Source organism: Kitasatospora sp. NPDC048715, assembly GCF_043198905.1.
Classification (GTDB): Bacteria; Actinomycetota; Actinomycetes; order Streptomycetales; family Streptomycetaceae; genus Kitasatospora; species Kitasatospora lactacystinica.
In genome coordinates, this window is the sequence record NZ_JBICVH010000018.1 from 121,059 (window position 1) to 138,997 (window position 17,939).

The 17,939-nt window shown below is 69.4% G+C and carries 11 protein-coding genes; 2 read left to right on the forward strand and 9 right to left on the reverse strand.

From position 1 onward, the window contains the following. Nucleotides 1-819 precede the first annotated feature (819 nt). The 3 genes from ACGFSC_RS30665 to ACGFSC_RS30675 all read right to left on the reverse strand — a co-directional run bounded on the left by ACGFSC_RS30665 (nt 820) and on the right by ACGFSC_RS30675 (nt 5,115). Entirely contained in the window at nt 820-2,637 is a 1,818-nt protein-coding gene (locus tag ACGFSC_RS30665; protein ID WP_359896987.1) for an AAA family ATPase, read from the reverse strand. A gap of 62 nt (nt 2,638-2,699) precedes the next feature. Continuing rightward, complete coding sequence (locus ACGFSC_RS30670) at nt 2,700-2,915, reverse strand: KTSC domain-containing protein (protein ID WP_359896985.1); 216 nt, start codon at nt 2,913-2,915, stop codon at nt 2,700-2,702. 226 nt (nt 2,916-3,141) lie between these two features. Beyond that, nucleotides 3,142-5,115: a restriction endonuclease gene (locus ACGFSC_RS30675; protein WP_359896983.1), complete on the reverse strand. Its 1,974-nt coding sequence runs from the start codon at nt 5,113-5,115 to the stop codon at nt 3,142-3,144. 842 nt (nt 5,116-5,957) lie between these two features. On the opposite strand from ACGFSC_RS30675, the gene ACGFSC_RS30680 reads away from it, so the two are divergent. Then, nucleotides 5,958-7,358 carry a hypothetical protein gene (locus ACGFSC_RS30680; RefSeq protein ID WP_359896981.1) on the forward strand — a complete coding sequence of 467 codons (1,401 nt, stop codon included), beginning with the start codon at nt 5,958-5,960 and terminating at the stop codon, nt 7,356-7,358. A gap of 343 nt (nt 7,359-7,701) precedes the next feature. On the opposite strand, the gene ACGFSC_RS30685 is transcribed toward ACGFSC_RS30680, so the two are convergent. The 4 genes from ACGFSC_RS30685 to ACGFSC_RS30700 form a co-directional block, all read right to left on the reverse strand. Next, a complete protein-coding gene (locus ACGFSC_RS30685; RefSeq protein WP_359896980.1) occupies nt 7,702-10,638 on the reverse strand; it encodes a dsDNA nuclease domain-containing protein in 2,937 nt (978 codons plus the stop codon). 589 nt (nt 10,639-11,227) lie between these two features. Continuing rightward, complete coding sequence (locus tag ACGFSC_RS30690) at nt 11,228-12,487, reverse strand: acyltransferase (protein WP_359896979.1); 1,260 nt, start codon at nt 12,485-12,487, stop codon at nt 11,228-11,230. 54 nt (nt 12,488-12,541) lie between these two features. Then, nucleotides 12,542-13,186, reverse strand: a complete 645-nt coding sequence (locus ACGFSC_RS30695) for a phosphatase PAP2 family protein (RefSeq protein WP_392864228.1) — start codon at nt 13,184-13,186, stop codon at nt 12,542-12,544. Further along, complete coding sequence (locus tag ACGFSC_RS30700) at nt 13,179-14,537, reverse strand: diacylglycerol kinase family protein (protein WP_359897132.1); 1,359 nt, start codon at nt 14,535-14,537, stop codon at nt 13,179-13,181. Before ACGFSC_RS30700 ends, ACGFSC_RS30695 begins: the two co-directional genes overlap by 8 nt. Nucleotides 14,538-14,775: 238 nt before the next feature. Between ACGFSC_RS30700 and ACGFSC_RS30705 the strand changes: the two genes are divergently transcribed. Then, a complete protein-coding gene (locus ACGFSC_RS30705; RefSeq protein WP_359896978.1) occupies nt 14,776-15,399 on the forward strand; it encodes an exonuclease in 624 nt (207 codons plus the stop codon). Here ACGFSC_RS30705 and ACGFSC_RS30710 read toward each other — a convergent pair. After that, nucleotides 15,380-16,477 (reverse strand): PP2C family protein-serine/threonine phosphatase, encoded by a 1,098-nt coding sequence (locus tag ACGFSC_RS30710; protein ID WP_359896975.1) that lies wholly within the window; start codon nt 16,475-16,477, stop codon nt 15,380-15,382. The two genes, ACGFSC_RS30705 and ACGFSC_RS30710, sit on opposite strands and share 20 nt — an antisense overlap. 168 nt (nt 16,478-16,645) lie before the next feature. After that, a complete protein-coding gene (locus ACGFSC_RS30715; RefSeq protein WP_359896973.1) occupies nt 16,646-17,887 on the reverse strand; it encodes a cytochrome P450 in 1,242 nt (413 codons plus the stop codon). Between the last annotated feature and the right edge of the window lie 52 nt (nt 17,888-17,939).

Sequence of the window (17,939 nt, forward strand, 5' to 3'; positions counted from 1 at the left end):
AGAGGACATCCGAGGAGGCAGGGAGTAAGCCGGACCTCGACAGGCAAAGTCCGTCGAGAATCAGTCGGCTCAGGCAACAGCAAGCCCTGCGGCGGCCACGGAGACGACGGCAGACAGGACGAACAGTTGAGACCAAGTGCTGAGCGGGCCGATCAGGACTACGCCTGCCCATGGGGCGAGGGCAGCGACCAGGGTGGCCAGAGCCTCCCAGGAGGGCGCTCAGTCGTCCGGTAGCAAGCGGTACCCCAGCGGTGGCTTGGAGGAGTTCCGGTTGCCCCGACGGCGCCGGCCAGTATGGGCAGGGTGATCAGCAGGGCGGCGAGACCAGGCGTCGCGGCGAGGGCGAAGGCAGTGGCCCCGCTGGCGGCGATCCGCACGCCGGTGCGCGCCCGGGCAGCGAGCGGTGTGCACAGGATGCGGCCCAGCGTCTTCCCCCGGCCGCCCAGTCCGAGGGCTCAGGTGGCCAACATGGGACTGAAGTAGCGCGCGGTCAGCAGCGTGGCTATTCGGACTGCATAAATCCGCTTGTCGGTGGTGTGTGGGACTCTTTGAACATGACGCTCCGGGGTAACTACTCCCAGCAAAGGTGCCCCAATACACACGGACGGTGTCTCATGGGCGGCGCACGGGTGATACGCACGAACAGAGTCCTACCACCCGATCCGAACGGCTGTCGGTGGTGCGGCGACGCCCGAGGCCACCACGGCACTCAGTGGGTGGCCTCGGTCGGTCAGCACACTTGGGCGGAGCCGACGACCGAGCAGCGGCTTCGCCGCATGCAGGCGCGGCGGGCGGCCCGGCAGGCCGCGTCCGCGGCAGTCACCACAGATGCGGCCCCGCGTTCCGGGCGCGGATGACCAGATCGTCGAAGAGCTTGGTGAGGTCCTTGGGAATGCGCTCCTTGGGCAGGTGCGCGGCGATCCCGACCATCAAGTCCTCCTTGGACTGAGGCCCCTCCAGGGAGCCGGTCTTGAACATGTCCAGCAGCGCGGAGCTGAACTTCTTGCCCGACCGCAGCTCGGCCACCTCGCCGGGCTGCCAGGGCCCCGAGCCGTCGGTTCGGGGCCACAGGGCGTTGGCCGTGTCAGCCCAGTCCGCGTTCTGGAACACGTCCTCCAGTTCGTTGGGCGCGCCCAGGTAGAAGCAGTGCTCGTCGGGAATGAAGCCATACTGCTTGAGCTTGTCGTCCCGGAAGACCTGCTTCTGGTTCGTGCGGCTGTCCTTGTCGACCACGAATGCCACGGCCCGACGGTGGTCGGCCAGGAACTGCGCGAAGCGCAGCGCGCCCTCGTTGCTGCCGCCGGCCATCAGACACACGCCTGCGGACTGGATAGGTACGCCGGCGTGCTTGCGGAACAGGATCGGGAACGCGGACGTCTCCGATACGCCCTCCACGGCGACGAAGAACCGCTCGTGCAGCAGGACGCTGTTGCGGAACCCGAGTGTCGTCGCGATGGTCGATAGGTGGCGGCGCACGTCCACGTCGGCGCCGCCTTCATCGAGGACCTCCACGCAGACTCGTCCTTGATGGGTGCGCAGGTGCACCACGGAGGAGATGTCAACCCCGTCGATCAGGTTGAGCGAGTGGGTGGCCACGATCACCCGGGCGTTCGGCTGCGCCGACTGCCCCTGGATGAGCGACATGATCCGCCGCTGGCGGGTGTAGTCCAGATGGGTGTCCGGCTCGTCGTAGACAAACACGACGTCGCTCGTGGTGCCGTCGTCGTTCTGGGTCAGCTCATTGCTGCTCTCCCAGAGAGCCAGGGAGATACGGCGGGAACGGCCCGTTCCGGCCGAGGACAGCGGGATGCGACGTCCGCCCGCGTCCACAATGGTCAGTTCCACGCCAGTCAGGGCGGGCTTAACCTGCACCTTCGGGTCTAGCTCGACTGACGGCAGTTCGCAGCGGTCCGCGATGTGCTCCCGGATACGGTCGATGTCCGCAGTTAGCGAGTTCGCGAGGTACTCCTCAAGCTCCTCGACCCGCTTGGCGGCGTCATCGGCTCGGCTGTATTCCCGCAGGCGAGACCCCAGCAATGTATGGATCACCGTCTCAGGCGCCTGGACCGCATCGCCGCGGAAGTAGACGAGCGACGGCAGCGCGGCCTCCACGGAAGAGTCCGCTGCTACCCACGCGTCGACCTGCGGCATGGTGTCGGCAAGCTGCCGCAGCGGCTGCTCCCAGCTGTCGCGCGCGGTGGCCGGGCCGACCGGGAGTACGCCGTAGGAGTTCGCGGTCGCCTTCAAGGTAGGAAGCTTGAGTGACGCAAGGTCCTGTAGCGCCGCCTCCTCGCACACGCGGCGCCGCACCTCCAGGAACGAGCCCGCCTCCGGCCGGTAGCGGCGCCTGATCCGCACATGCTCGGGCAGGCCCAGGACTTCCTGCTCCTGGGGACGCAGCGCGAAGGAGCCCTCGACCACCGCCTGTGCCACGCGCGCTGGCGCGTCGGCGTCCTCGGCCTCGCCCTCGCCGAGGTAGGTCAGGTCACGCTCACTGAGTGCTGTGCCCTCCAACAAGAACGCGAGGGCGTCCAACAGTGCCGTCTTCCCGCCCTCGTTCTGGCCGGTCAGTACAGTCTGCCGCAAGACCGGCACCTGCTTGATCTCCGCGAGGCAGCGGAAACCCTCGACCGACACATCACAAATCTGCACACACGCCTCGACTTGGCCAGGAACGGGTGGGACTCAAAGGGACGGGATCAGCCCGCAAGCTTGCGGGTCGGGTAGCGCCCCTTGATATACCGGGCCACAAACCCGCCTTTGCTCGCGGCGGCCAGCAGTGCGGTGTACACCTCCGCGGGCACACGCATGTACTCGTAAAGGGATCCGCTGTGGAAGGCGATCTGCAGGGTGCTGGAGCAGTCGTCGTAGCCGACGGACAGGACATTGGTGGACTGGACCGGCTGGTGCAGCACAGTGCCTCCTGCGATTGATGCGCCGGAAGGTGCCCGGTTAGCCGTTGATGCTATCAGCAGGACACCAAGAGCCCGCCCGGAAAGGGAGGTTGCGTCGGACGGGCGTGCCAACCATGCGACGGAGTGGGAATCTGCGGGCTTGCCGGAGCCTGGCCCGGCGCCGCCTGGCCTGACGTCGCCCTCCTCATCGCCCAGGCTCGGCATTCTGTTCTTCGCCTCTAACTAGCTAGAGGCCCCTCTCGATCGAAGTCGCGATGGCGCGAAGGCGCTTCGCCGCCGATCGCGCGTCACCGATCCGGTAGGTCGCATATCGCGGATCCTGCACGTCCTCAATGCTCCGCACGATGTCCAGGTCGAGGCGGTCGAACAGCCTGAACGTGTCCAGCAGTTCGTCGATGTTCGGCGCCAACGGCGACCTGCGCTCGATCAGCGAGACGTCGCGTGCCGAAACGGCCTCCTCCATCTCCGACTCGGTCTTGAGTCGGGAGATGACGAGGGACAGGATGTCGAGCTCGCGCTGCCGGGTGTCGATGAGCCCAGCAAGCCTGGACAGCCCGTCCGGCGCTTCGAACAGCATCCCGACATCCGCCGGCCGAAGGCCGAGCGCCTCGGCGGAGCTGACGACCTGGCCCAACTCGTCGGCGGTGATGAGCGCCCACTGCTTCCGCTTGGCCATGTTCTTGATCGTGTCGCCGCTGAAGGCGGGGCCGATGATAGCGACGTACTCCGCGGAACGCTTCTCCTTGTGTGTGTCGATTGCCACGTCGCTCACGTTGTTGTGCGTGACCCGACCGGATGACGTCGACTTTCCGTCCACGATCGCGGTCCGCAACGACCCGTTGCCGTCGTACCACTGCACGAGGATGTCGGTGTCACCGGAACCGCTGATGCGCTGGGCGCGGAAGCCCATATGCCTGAACGCGCTCTCGATATACACCTCGAACGCCGCACCGGGTGCCGCGCCGTCGGCGCCCGGGTCGACGGAGCTGCGCGTCAGTGATTCCACGATGAGCGAGAGCTCGTCCGGTTCGCCCGGCGCGCCCGACGTGCTTTGCGTCAGCTCCGACGACAACTCCAGCTCCGCGGCGGCCTCCAGCAGGTGCGGTTGGGCGAGGGGGAGTGTCTCGATGAGGCGCAGCCCGGTATCCGTGGCCTGGACCGAGGACCAGGACGTCTCGATGAGCAGGCCCGATTCGACCATGAAGGCCGTAAGCCACCGCACCTTGTCCTTGTTCAAGCCGTACGTGATGCCTTCCCGGTACACGTCGTTCCTCGGAACATTGTCCTTCGCCACACGGATCAGCTCGCCGACGAACTTCATGTTCGCGTGAAGGATCCGGATGAAGTCGATGTCCGATCCCGACCGCAGCCACGCCTTGGCGGCCGGCGTTGCTGTGAACACCCCGCGGCGGACCTCCAGAAGCAGCCCGGCGGCCCGCATGAACGGCAGCATGCTGTCGACGCTGCTGCGCTTCAGGCCGAACCGGTCCGCGATGAAGCCCAGCAGTGCGTCCTTCTCCATCTGGTCCTCTGCTGCCGCAATGCACGTCCGCAGGTTCTCGATCTTGTTGGGGTCCTCCTTCGGGCTCGGAACCCAGATGTTGTAGGTGTTCCTGGCCTCCTGGGCGCCGTCGGTCGCGGCCAGGTGCGCGAGGAGTGCGGCAATCTCCCCCGGGGCTTCGGGAATGTCGACCGCTTCGCCCGAGTCGTGCAAGGCCAGGGCCGGAGGCGTCACGACTTCCCAGGTGGCGAATAGCGACCGTCCTTCAGCGGTCGCGCTCTGCTTCCGCTCTCCCAGCCATTCGGTCAGCCCCAGGACTTCGAGCCAGGTCATGCGGACGCGCGTGTTGGCGACGCTCGTCCAGCCGAGGTTGTACGACTCGATCAACTCGGCATTGGCCTCTTCGACTGTCAGTGGCTCGCGCACGAGGAGCCCGAGCACCTCGGCGAACAGCCGGATCCGCTCGGCCATCAACGAGGCCAGACGTGAGCGCGACTCGTCCGCGAGCAGTTCGGAGCCCTCGGAAGTCAGTTTGAGGAATCCTTTTCGATTCTGGATCAACCCCATCGGACGCAGCGCGTACGAGTACCGCCGCCAGGACCTCGACGACTCCACACTCGACAGCTGCGGCCGCGTGTCGAGATCCGTGGCCTCACCATCGCCGATCCGGCGAACGAGCTCAAGGGTGAGCGGGAACATCTCGTCCTTCCCGCACTGGAGGTCCGGTACGGATGACGCCTGCTGCATCCACCTGCTCCGCTGCGCCCCGAGAGTGGGCGTGCTCGGGGCGGTGGCCGGTTGGCTGGTCGCGCTGAAGAGGTCTGGAGTCATTCTGATGTGGCCGTTCCGTTCATATCACTGTCGGGTGATTCGGCAGAGACTCCTGCCATGGCGCGCACGTTACTTCCCACCACTGAAAGGCGACATCCAACTCCCAATCAGGAAACTTGAACTGACTGATCAACAGCTGACCCGGATCGAATGCGTCACATCCTGTCGCCACTGCTGCCGGACAACCGCACAGTGAACCCTTCGCGCAACTGCTGGCCCCTCCCACGCGGCGGACGTGAACACGGTGACCGCTCCGCCGGCGTGCCGGACGACCACAGCTGCGGCCTCCTGCGGCTCCGCCCGGTCAAACCGGACCTCCGTCAGCCCCCTCCGCGGGTACCCAGTCGACCCGGCGCTACGGGCCGGAACGACGCCACCTCGTAGTGCTCCGATCTGTCCTTGACGCGGGCCCGCGAATCCACATGCCGACAGAGGCCCGCGCCGAACTCGACCGCCGCCGCCTCGCCACCGCCGAGGCCATCAATGGCACCTGCGGGGGCTCACCGTTGCCAGCTGCCCTCCCGGGGGGCCTTCCTCCTCGCCGACGTCACCGGCACCTACGGCACCACCCACGCCGGACGCACCATCACCTCCGCCGCCAACGTGGCCGTCGTCCCCGGAACCGACTTCGCCGCACCCGACCACGCTCCGATATCCTGGTCGGCTGTCCACTTGGGCGGCATCCCCATTGGACGGAGGGACGCCCACAGATGAGCCCCGACAAGCAGATCACCTCCCATCGCCCTCTCACCCCTCCCCACGGATGGAACGCTCCAGGGGAATCGATAGTCCTGTACGACGGTGAACTCACCGGGTTCAAGCATGGTCCTCGGCAGGGCAGGGTCGAACTCACCTTCGGAATCAGGCCCAGCCTGGAGTGGGCGGTCGAACCGCACGACGAGGAGGACTACTGGGGGCTTGACGACAACGGCTCCGAGATCACGACCGTAGGCCGCACGCCGGCCATCACGTTCACCGCCAACACCCGCCGCAACAATGCCGGATGGATCAACTCCACCCACCTGGGAGACCAGGGCATCCTCCTGGAACGGCTGGTGGCGCAGTGGGTGAACCTGCCGCTGTCCGAAGGCAACGCGCTCCTCGGGGAGAGAAACGGCGAGCGTACATCTCCCTGGAGGGGGCGGTGGTCCCTCGACGTCGACGGATGGACGGTGGCCATCGACCAGCGCCCCGACCTCTCGGACGCCCTGCGGACCGCCGCCGATCAGCTCACCTCCGTCCTGACGCACGTCATGGAACTCACGCGCACCAACGGTGAGGAGTTCTCACTCACCGAGGGACGAGAAGTACTGGAATGCCTCCGAGTCAGCCTGTCGTTCGGGTTCGGCCGCAAAGTCGTCCCCACGCTCCCCATCGGCTACGACACGAACGGGGAGATCGTCTGGGAACAGTGGTTCTCCCCTCTCGTCGACCGGGCCCAGACCATCGGATCGGGATGGCTCAACCGCAACAGTCCCGATGACTGCGCCGAACTCGTCACCCGCGCCCTACGGGCATTCACCGATCCCTCCCTCAAAGGAACCACGCGCTTTCAGATGCAGATGGCCACCGAAGCGGTGGCCACAGGCTTCGTCGAACAGCGAATCCTCTCCGCCGCACCCGTACTGGAGAACCTCGCCTGGACCAAACTGGTCCTGGGAAATCTGATGACGCGGGAGGATTTCAAGAACTGCCCCGCCGAGGACAAACTGCGCTATCTATTGACCTCCGCCGGCGAGCCAACCTCGATCGACCCGGTCGCCCTCCCCGCCCTGGCCAAGTACGCGACAGACCGCCGAATCGACGGCCCCACAGCTGTCACCCGCATCCGGAACCGGCTGGTCCACCCCAAAGTCCTCGCCGACGACCTTTATGCACACGAAGGACTGGCGGCCGAAGTCTGGCGGCTCTCCCTGCACTACGCGACCCTGATGATCCTCCACCACATCGGCTACCGCGGCTCCTACCAGAAACAGCTACAGCTCGGAGGGTGGGCCGGGGACACCCAGCCGGTGCCGTGGGCGGACCCAGCAGCAGCACCCACAACGCCAGCTCCTCTGCCGCCCGTGCGGCGCCAGATGCGCCAGCGCCCTCCTCGCCGTGGACATTGAGCCCCGTCCGCACGAGCGACCATGCCCCCCGGCAACCCTGCGTAGCAGCCGACAGGAGCAGCCGCCGCGTGTGCACTGGTTGTGAAATGATCTTCCATGCGACCCATGTTTCCGCAGGTCGGAGACATACTCGATCAGACCTGCGACCTGCAGGGCACCCTCTGACCTGCGGAAATGCCCGCCGAAGGACCGTAGTCGACTCACGATGTGAAATCAGTGTGAAATGAGCACACGGAGATCGAACTCATACCAGGCCCTCCGGCAGCCAATTCCACGGACGGCCTGCGCCATGTGGCGACAGGAACCAATGACGGGCCCACTCACTGGCACCGGGCCGCAGTGGCTAGAACAGCCAGGGCTCGGCGATCGAACCATCAACCTCCAGGCCGTAGCAGCGAGCCTGCTCGGCCACCTCCGCTCTGCCCTCGGCCTCCCAGAGAGCAGCAAGCGGGCCAACGCCACAGCCAGCATCGACCGCGGCCCGGTGCGTGCGCTCGGCACCGACTGCGTTGCGGTGACGTTCCATCATGGCTAGCCGCTCCAGCGCGTATAGGTCTCCCCGCTCTGCCGCACGTCGGTACAGAGCCTCAGCCCAGCCCGGGTTGCGCCCCTCCAGGTGCCAGGCCGCCACCGCCCAGGTCTGCGGGTTCCTAAACTCTGCCAGACGATTCAGAACGGTCTCCGCCCCGGCCTCGTCGTCCGCGTGTCCCACAAGTGTCATGGCGGCCGCGAATGTCCCACCCTGCCAGCGCTGTGCTCCTGTGTCGAGGACGTTCCGGTCGGCCAGCTCGACGACCGCCCAAGCCAGCCGTTCGGCCTCGGTCCGGTCATCGATCCGTTGCATCGCCATCATGGCCAGTTCGGACCCGTCGCTGCCTTCCGCGAACGATCGGGCCAGACGTTCGGCCTCTTCCCATTCGTCGGCCTGACACTTGAGCGACACCAGTTCGCCTCTGGCATCCCGGTCGCCTGCCAGCGCACCCGACCACAGGAGCCGTTCGTACTCCGCGAGGTCACCCTCGTTCCGGCGCAACTCAGCCAGGATAAAGGGAGCTTCGGGACTTCCAAGTGCCACGGCCTTTGTCAGCGACTCTTCTGCTTCCGGACCGTTAGACAGCACCGTAGCTAGGGAGGTAAGCGCGGAGGCATGCCCAGTTGTCACTGCCTCGCGGACCAGCCGTTCGGTCTCATCGGGGTGGCCGAATTCATTCAGCGTCCAGGCAAGGGTCAGAATCGGCTCCGGGTCTCCCTTTTGGAGGACGGATCGCGCCAGCACCTCGGCTTCATCGGTCAGGTCTCGGTACGCCATCATCGACACGATCGCCGTCCAGGCTGGCCCGTGCCCGCCATCAGCCGCGCGACGCAGCAACGTGGCGGCCAGACGCAAGCGGCCCCTGTGCTCTGCGGAGCGGGCCAGTTCATATAGATCAGCAGCGGTCGCCGCGTGGTACTCAACGGCCTGCCAGAACGAGGTGGGTGGGAAGAACGCGTGCCGAGCCGTCCGGGAGTAGTGGTCGAGATAGTCCGCGAGCCGACACACTCCTGGCTGGGCCCCCATCCCGTGGTCATGGGCGACATCGCCAAGCGCCGCCACCACGTCTTTGATCCTGGTCCGGGCGAAGACCATGGCGGTCTCGAACCAGCCTGCTGGCGCGGCGGCGCGCTGGGCGTCCGTCAGGTAGCCAGGCGCGGCCATTTCCAGCAGCGCGAGCGGGAGCGGGGAGGTGTGACCAAGTCGGCGCGCATCCATCGCGGCCGAGACAACGGCCTTGCCGTAGCAGTCCTGAGCTCCGTCCGCCTGCTCGTACCACTGGACCAGGGCTGGGCCGCCCGCCAGGGTCTGGGTGATGGAACCGTCCGGAGCGGTTCGCGCGGCGACGGCCAGCGACCCGTCATCCGTCTCGTGCAACCGCCTCAACACCGAGCCGTCGAAAACCGTAGGAACGGTGATCACGCGCGCCGCCGCGAGCAGTGCTCTGGCCTGGGGGTGGCGGTCCCGGACGCCAACCGGACGATCAGTCAGTTCGTGTCGATGGCCTGGCCAAAGGGTGGCGATAACCACCAACGGCCCCGGCCGTTCCAACCGTCGGCGCAGTGCGGCAGCGGCGGCCTCACCGCCATGGCCGCCGAGCAGTTCCTGGGCCTCGTTGAGCCACAGCACGGTGCGCGGGCCAAGGACGTCGGCGGCTAGCAGTCGGCACAGACTGTCGGCATCCTTCGGATACGCCAACTCCCAGTCGGCGAGGCAGGCCGCGACCGCCTCGTATGCAGTGCGGGTCTTGCCAGTGCAGCTGTGCCCGCTCAGAACGAGCAGCACGGGCTCCTCTCCGGACGCCGCATCCGTCAGCAGGTCCCGCAGCTCGTGGTCGTGGCGGCGGGCGATGTATTCCGGGAGCACGAAGCCCGTCGCAGTCGTTTGCAACGGATCGGCGATCGCCGCGTGCACGCCGAGCCGCTCGGGCTGCCAGCCAGCCAGCGGTCGTGGCAGATCGAGGGAACCAACGATGCCCGTAAGCGCGAGCTTGTCCGTCAGCGTGGCCAAAGGGGCAGTACTGCCATCGGGCCGCCGACCCGTGGCCTTGGCGATGGCTTCCTGGAGCATCTGATGGAATTCCGCAGCGTCCACTGCGCGCGGCCGAGGCGCTAACGCGTCACGCGCGATCCGAACCCCCAGCCAGACCAAGACCTCCTCGACCTCAGTGATGAGAGGCGGCTGTCCCAAGCTCTTGCCTACTATCGGCCCGAGCCGGCGTAGTGCCCTGTCTTCAACCTGATCGATTGTGCGGCCCTCCACAAGGACCTCCAGGCGGTCCACGCACCAGCCGATATCGCGGCCGTCCGGTAGAGCGACTCCCTTGAGCCTGTTGACAATGTCGGCGGTGATCAGCGGAGGGATAACACCGCGCGCCTGTCCCCGCTCGACGACGAACGAGTGAAGGTCTGATTGAGGACTCTCGTTGACAATGAAGGTGAAGCGGGTGTCATCCGGGAGGGGCTTGCCAAGGAATAACTTGCCCAGATGACTGCTTTCAGGCTTCTTGGCAATGTCCGGGCGACAGACATCAGCGATGCTGTGGCGCTTCCCGGCCTCTTCAATGGTCTTCACCTGGCGATAAACGGGAGCGTCGCCGTCAGTGCAGACGATGTCCTCTAGATCCTCCCAAGAGACCCTGGCCCACATACCCTCGTGCATATCGAGGCAATCGAGAAGAGTGATCGCGTCCTGGTAGGCGAAGCCGCGTCGGCTGCGGCGCCCTCCGTCAGCTGGCGCCGGCGACAAAAGAACCTCGACCCTTCAACCGCCTGCACGGCCGCGAAGAGCCGTCTGACCGCCGCGTTGGCCGCTGATTCACCAACACCACCCCTTGATCGATTCACCGGAGGGTCGGCCAAGTAGACCATTCGGTGACGGCCTGTGGCAAAGGTTGCGACCATCTGCGACGGCTCAGCGACAACCGAACCCCCAAACACCGGGTGGATGTTACGGCCCTCCAACCGGTGCCAGGCACCCCGAAGCCAACCCACCAACCCGGTGAACGTTTCTGGTCACAGCACTATCCGAGGGCGACACCATCCTCGCGCCGCCAGTCGGTGGCACTGCGTAGCGACCGACTTGGACGGCACTGGCGGCCTACTCGGCGCCGCTCAGCGCTTCTCACTGTGTCTCATCCTCAAGGGCGCCGTGTGTGAACTGGTTGTGAAATGATCTCCTGCGGGACCCGCATTTCCGCAGGTCAGGGGCATGTTCGATCAGAACTACGACCTGTAGAGGGCCGCGGGGCTGGCAGGACGCGCCGGGCGGGCGGTTCGACGGAGGTCGGGCCGGCCGCCCGGCGCGTGCTGTTTCCGGGCGCGGGGGTGGGGCGAGGTCAGTAGGAGTCGGGGGTGTGCTGCTGCGGCGGGTGGGTGTCCCTGGGGGTGAAGGCGGTGGCCCAGGGGGTGGTGACGGTTTCCAGGGCGCCCGGGGTCCGGGCCGGGGCGGGCTGCGGGGGGAGGGGTTCGGCGGCGCGGAGCTCGTCGATGCTCCTGGTCATGCCCGTCTTGAGACGGGGTGTCAGGGGCTTCTCGATGAGGCGGTGGGCCAGCCAGGAGGCGACGAGCATGCCGGCGGTGACGACGGCGACCGCCGTCCAGGGCTTGACGTCGCGCTCGTGGAGGGCGCGCAGGGCGGTCCAGCCCATGGTCTCGTGGAGCAGGTAGAGGGGGTAGGTGAGGGCGCCGGCGAAGGTGAGCCAGCGCCACTGGATCCGGGAGCCCCAGCCCAGGGCGACCACGATCATGACGAGGTAGGAGAGGCTGGTCAGCAGGACGGCGGGCCAGGTCGGCAGGTCGACGCGGCCGAGGTAGGGGTTCACGTCCTTCTGGTGCTGGATGGTGTAGAGCACCGAGAGGATCCAGCTGATCCCGACGATGCCGAAGAGCATGAGGTTGGGACCGTACCGGTGGACCAGGTAGAGCGCGAGGCCGGCGACGAAGAACGAGGAGACCTGAGACATCGCGAAGAAGTCGAGGACCGGCCACTTGGTGCTCGCCGCTACGATGCCGGCGACCGTCCAGATCGAGCAGAAGGCCACGATCCGCCGGTAGGTCACGCCCCGCCAGACCACGATGGCGAACAGCAGGTAGAAACGCAGCTCGATCCAGAGCGTCCAGTAGACGGCGTCGACGTCCTTGATGCCCAGGCCCTCCTGGAACATCGTCAGGTTGGCGAGCACCTGCTCCGAGGGGAGCGGCTGGCGCACGAGCGGCCACACCGTGACGACCGCGGTGGTGAGCAGGACGGCGAACCAGTACGCGGGGTAGAGCCGGATGACCCGGGAGCGGACGAAGTCGCCCACCGGACGGCCCCAGCTGCTCATGCAGATCACGAAGCCGCTGATCACGAAGAACAGGCAGATGCCGGTCCACAGATAGGCGCCGAGAAAGGAAGCGCGGTGGAACACCTGATCGACCGGCTTGCCCCAGGCACTGTCCTCGGGCTTGGTACCGCCGCCGTAGCCGACGTAGTGGTGGAAGACCACCATCAGCGCGGCCAGGATGCGCAATCCGTCCAGGACCGCGAGACGGCCGCCCTTGGCGGACTTGCGGCGGCCCGAGGAACCTGATCGTTGCCGGGGGAAAATGCTCACGGCAGAAGATAGCGCACACACGTTCAATTGCCCGGTGCAGGCCCGGAAGCCCGCTCACTCCGGGAGGCTCGGCGGCACGGTCCGGACGACGGCCAGGGACGCCACGGCGGCCGCGAAGCCGAGCAGCGCGCCCGCCGCGACATCCCCCGGGTAGTGCACGCCGGTGTGGACCCGGGAGTAGCCGACCGCGGTCGCCAGCGCGCCGAGCGGCAGCGCCAGCGGTGGCAGCAGCACGCCGACGGCGGTGGCGAAGGCCGTCGCCGAGGCCGTGTGCCCGGACGGGAAGGAGGCCGACTCCGGCATCGCCACCTGCCGGCCGACGGTCACCCTCGCCAGCTCCCGGTCGGGCCGGGGGCGGTGGACCAGCTGTTTGCCGACCAGGTTCGCCGCCACCGAGGCCAGCGCCACCGCGCCGACCCCGGCCACCGCCGCCTGCCGGGGGCGGCCGGGCCGCAGGGCGAGCAGGGCGGAGACGGCCAACGAGATCTTCGAGTGGTCGGCGGCCCTGGAGAGCCGGCGCAGCGCGGAGTCGAGCGTCGGGGTGGAGGTGGCGGCGACGGCCGCGTAGACGGCTCCGTCGAGCGCCCGCAGGTCGGTGAGTACGGACGGCGGGACGGGAGGCGGTACGGGAGGCGGGACGGGCGGCGGGACGGGCGGCGGGACGGGAGGGGTGGCGTCGTGGTCCGGGTGGTCAGTCACGGGTCGGCCCCTCCGCAGTCGGGTCGGAGCGGCCGAACGCGAGGGCGGCCAGCCGGCGCCAGTTCACGGACGGCACGGGGGCGGGGACGCCGGGGCGGTCGCGCGGCACCAGGACCCGCAGGGCCCGCGGGCGCAGCGTGCACACGACCGGGACGGGCATCCGCAGCGTCTCGCCGTCGACCGCCACCGGGATCTCGTCCTCCTCCGCGGTCACCTCCACCCGCCGCGCGGTCAGCGCGGTCAGCCCGGTGGACTGCGTGCCGCGCACGGCCAGGTCCGCGGCCTGTGCCGCGCCCTCCACCCGGATGCCCAGGACACCGAGCAGGCCGCTGTCGAGCCGGGGTCGGCGGCCGCCGATGCCGAGGTCGTCCGTCGAGCCGTACGGGTTGTTGCTGACCAGCAGCGCCTGCTGGGCGGTGAGCGCGGTGGCGTCGGCCCTCACGTCGACCCGCCGTACGCCCTCGCCGACCAGCAGGTCCGGCAGCAGACCGAGCGCGGTGCCGGCCTTGGCGTCGCGGTACTCGGGGCGCTCCACGACGTCGGCGTACACCCCGAAGGAGACGGTGTTGACGAAGGCCCGGCCCGCGACCTCGCCGAGGTCGACCCGCAGTTCCTCGCCGTCGGTCAGCGCGTCCAGGCAGCGGGAGGGGTCGTCGCGGTCGAGGCCGAGGTCCATGGCGAAGTGGTTGCGGGTGCCGGCGGAGATCACCAGGAACGGCAGGCCGTGCTCGGCGGCGACCGCCGCGACCAGCGCCTGGGTGCCGTCGCCGCCCGCCACGCCGAGCAGGTCCGCGCCCTCGGCCACGGCCGTGCGGGCCAGCTCGGCGACGTCGGCGGGGGCGGCGGGGTCGAGCAGGACCACCCGGGCGCCGAGTCCCTCCGCCCGCTCGACGAGCCCGAAGCGGCCGACCTTCCCGTCGCCGGACTTCGGGTTCATGATCAGGACCGGTCGCAGCGGCCGGGTCGCGGCACGCCCCCGCATCGGCGGCTCCGGGCGGGCGCGGCGCAGCGCGGCACGGGCGAGGGCCAGCGCGATGCCCCAGACCAGGACGAGGAGCAGGGCCGTCAGCCACAGCCGGTGGTGGGCGAAGAACACCAGCACCGCGACCGGCGCCGCGATCGCGACGAGCAGCCCGAACACCCGGACCGCGCCCCGGTAGGCCAGGAACCACCAGACGCCGGCGGCCCAGACGACCAGTCCGAGCAGCCCGGCCCCGAGCACCAGCAGCCCGCCCTCCCCCAGCGCGAAGAGCAGCACCCCGACGGCCCCCGCGACCGTCAGCAGGGCGCAGCGGGCGAGCAGCGTCGCGCCCGCTCCCCCGGCGTGGTCCGCCGTCCGTGTCCTGTCGATCTCGTCCTCCCGTGCCGCACCCGGCGGCAATTGTCAGACACGCCCCAGGGGCCGTCCACCCCGGGCCCGGTCGGGCCCGGTCGTTGCCAGCAGCCTGCGCACTCCCGCGCCCGGGGGCATCCCCGGCGGGCCCGTCCGGGTGACCGGGGCGACGGGTGGCGGGAAGAACGACGGGCGACGGGCGACAGGAAGGACGAGGGCCGGAAAAGCGGTTGCCGGGCCGAGTTGGATGGGGGCCATGGGACGCAGGGAGAAGGTCACCCCGACGGTGTACGTGTCGGTGGACGTGGAGTCGGACGGGCCGATCCCGGGGCCGTACTCGATGCTGAGCTTCGGGGCCGTGGTGGCCGGCCGGCACGACGGGGAGGGGTTCCGGCGGCCGCCGGCGGGGGCGGCGGCGTTCTACCGGGAGCTGCGGCCGATCAGCGCGGAGTACGTCCCGGAGGCGCTGGCGGTGTCGGGGCTGGACCGGGCGGCGCTGCAGGCGGACGGGGCCGATCCGGCGGCGGCGATGCGGGAGTTCGGCCGCTGGGTGGAGGGGGTGCGGCGCGGGCCGGGCGGGCAGCGGTACCGGCCGGTGATGGTGGGCTACCCGGCGGTGTACGACTGGCAGTTCCTCCACTGGTACCTGGTGCGGTTCACCGGCTCCAGCCCGTTCGGGCACTCCGGCTGCCTGGATCTGAAGACGCTGTACGCGGCGCGGGCCGGGGTGCCGTTCGCCGGGATCGGCAAGCGGTCGATGCCGCCGGAGCTGCTGCCGGACCTGCCGCACACGCACCACGCCCTGGACGACGCCCGGGAGCAGGCGGAGCTGTTCGCGAACCTCTGGGAGTGGTCCGGGCCTACGGGACGTCCGGAGTGAGGGCGAGGACGGCGAGGTCGTCGGCGAGCAGGCCGGCGTACCGGTGGACGTCCTGGGCCAGGAAGGAGACCACCCGGTCGGGGGCGGTGGTGCCGAGGGCGGCGAGGCGGGGGGCCAGCGGGTAGAAGGCGCCGGCGGTGTCGCGGGCCTCGCTGACGCCGTCGGTGTAGAGCAGGACGGTGTGGCCCGGGGGCAGCGCCACGGCGACCGCCTTGCTGCGCTCGTCGGCGGGGCCGAGGTGGCCGAGGCCGAGCGGGAGCTCGTCGGCGCAGGACACCGGGGTGATGCCGCCCCCGCCGAGGAGCAGCGGGGTGGTGTGACCGCGGTTGACGATCTCCACGCAGTCCGAGCCGGGCCGGTACTGGAGCAGGACGGCGGTGACGAACAGCTCGTCGTCGCCGCGGTCGGCGGCGTCGCGCAGCACCGCGCGGTCCAGCTGGTCGGCGAGTTCGACCAGCCCGGGGGTGTCGTACGCGGCCGCCCGGAACGCGCCTAGGACGTCGGCGACGGTGCGGACCGCGCCCAGGCCCTTGCCCCGGACGTCACCGAGCAGCACCCGCACGCCGAAGCGGGTGTCGCAGACCTCGTACAGGTCGCCGCCGACCAGCACGTCGGCCTGGGCCGGGCGGTAGAGGCCGGCCACCCGCAGCCCGCCGGCCCGCTCGGGCACCGGACGCAGCACCGTGCGCTGCAGGGTCTCGGCGACCGTACGGGCCTGGAGCAGGTTGCGGTTCTGCCGGGTGCGCTGCCAGGACAGCGCGGTGCCCATGACGCCGGAGAGCAGGGTGGCGATGTAGACCCAGACGTGGTGCTGCTCGTTGACGTGGTCCGCGCGCAGCGCCAGGCCGAGCTGGAGCGCCAGGGAGCCGGCCGTCGTGACGGCGGTCAGCACCGGGCCGTAGCTGAAGGCGGCCACCACGGGCAGTGCGGTGAGCAGGAAGCCGGCGGCGACGGCGTCCGGGACGACGGCCTCGGCGACCAGGTCCAGCACCAGCAGGAGCACCGGCAGCCAGGGCACCCAGCGCGGAACCCTGGGTTCCAGCGCCGCGGGGCGCGGCGGGCGGGGTGCTGTGCGCACGGTGGGACCTCCTGGCAGGTGGCCGTTCCGGGTGATCGGTCCGGATTGGCCGCTTTCGTCCCTCCATGCTCTCCCACGAACGGCCCAGCCACGAACGGCCGAACGTCCCGGTCCCCGGGGCCGGAGGAGCCAAATCCCCGACCCCGGGGACCGCGCGTCACCGGACGGTCACCGGACGGTCACCGGCAGGGTCTCGTAGCCGCGCAGCACCAGGCGGTCGCGCCGGGTCGGGACGCCGCCCGGGGCGAGCCGGGGGAAGCGGTCGAGCAGGGCGGGCACCGCGACCTCGGCCTCCAGCCGGGCCAGCTGGGAGCCCAGGCAGAAGTGGGTGCCGCCGCCGAAGCTGAGCGGCTGGCTGTCGGTGCGGGTCGGGTCGAACACCTCGGGGCGCTCGTACCGGGCCGGGTCGTGGTTGGCCGAGCCGATCAGCAGGGTCACCGCGTGGCCGGGCGGGATCGGCAGGCCCTCGACACTCAGGCCCTCCTCCAGCGCGACCCGGCCGGTGGCCTGCACCGGGGAGTCGAAGCGCAGCACCTCGTCGGTGAACCCGGCCGGGGTGATCGCGCCGCTGCGCAGCCCGGCGGCCGCCTCGGAGTGGCGGAACAGCAGGGCCAGGCCGTTGCCGAGCAGGTTGGTGGTGGTCTCGAAGCCGGCCACCAGCAGCAGCACCAGGTTGGCCAGCAGCTCCTCGGCGGAGAGCCGCTCGTCGTCCGCGGCGGCGATCCGGGCCAGGTCGGTGACCAGGTCGTCCTGCGGCCGGGCCAGTCGCTCGGCGGCCAGCTCGGTGAAGTAGCGGGCCAGCTCGTCGGCGGCCTCGTCGGCGGCGGCCAGCTCGTCCAGGTCCTGGATGATCTCCAGCGCGACGGTCAGGTCGGAGGCGAGGTCGCGGAAGCGGTAGCGGTCCTGCTCGGGGACGCCGAGCAGCTCGCAGATCACCCCGACCGGCAGCCGGAAGGCGAAGGCGTCCATGAAGTCCACCGGCGAGCCGTCGGCGCCCTGCTCGGCCATGCCGTCCAGCAGCCGGTCGACCGCCGTCTCCACGGCCGGGCGCAGCGCGGCGACCCGGCGGGCGGTGAACACCGAGGCGATCAGCGAGCGGACCCGGGGCTGGTCGGGGGCGTTGCGCTGGAGGATCGAGCGGCCGAACAGGGCCAGCGAGGAGTGCACGGCGTACTCGGGGGCCAGTCCGGCCATCATCTCGGCGGTCGCCACCCCGAAGGCGGGCGTGCGCAGCACCTTGTTGACCGCCGCGTAGCCGCTCACCACGAACATGCCGTCCCCGGCCGGGACCACCGGGCCCAGCTCGCGGGCCCTGGCGTACAGCGGGTACGGATCGGTCCTGACCTCCGTGGTCATCAGCTGTTCGATGATCGCCGCGCCGTCCATCCGGTGCTCCCCTCCCGAGATCACGCTTCCTGTCCGGTCAACCGCCGTCGGGCGCGGCGGAGTTCCCGTACCCACC

Bases quoted from the DNA above. Each gene is read 5' to 3' on its own strand.
- ACGFSC_RS30705 (WP_359896978.1), top strand. From the start codon at position 14,776: ATGGGACGCAGGGAGAAGGTCACCCCGACGGTGTACGTGTCGGTGGAC.
- ACGFSC_RS30675 (WP_359896983.1), bottom strand. From the start codon at position 5,115: ATGTTCCCGCTCACCCTTGAGCTCGTTCGCCGGATCGGCGATGGTGAG.
- ACGFSC_RS30680 (WP_359896981.1), top strand. From the start codon at position 5,958: ATGAGCCCCGACAAGCAGATCACCTCCCATCGCCCTCTCACCCCTCCC.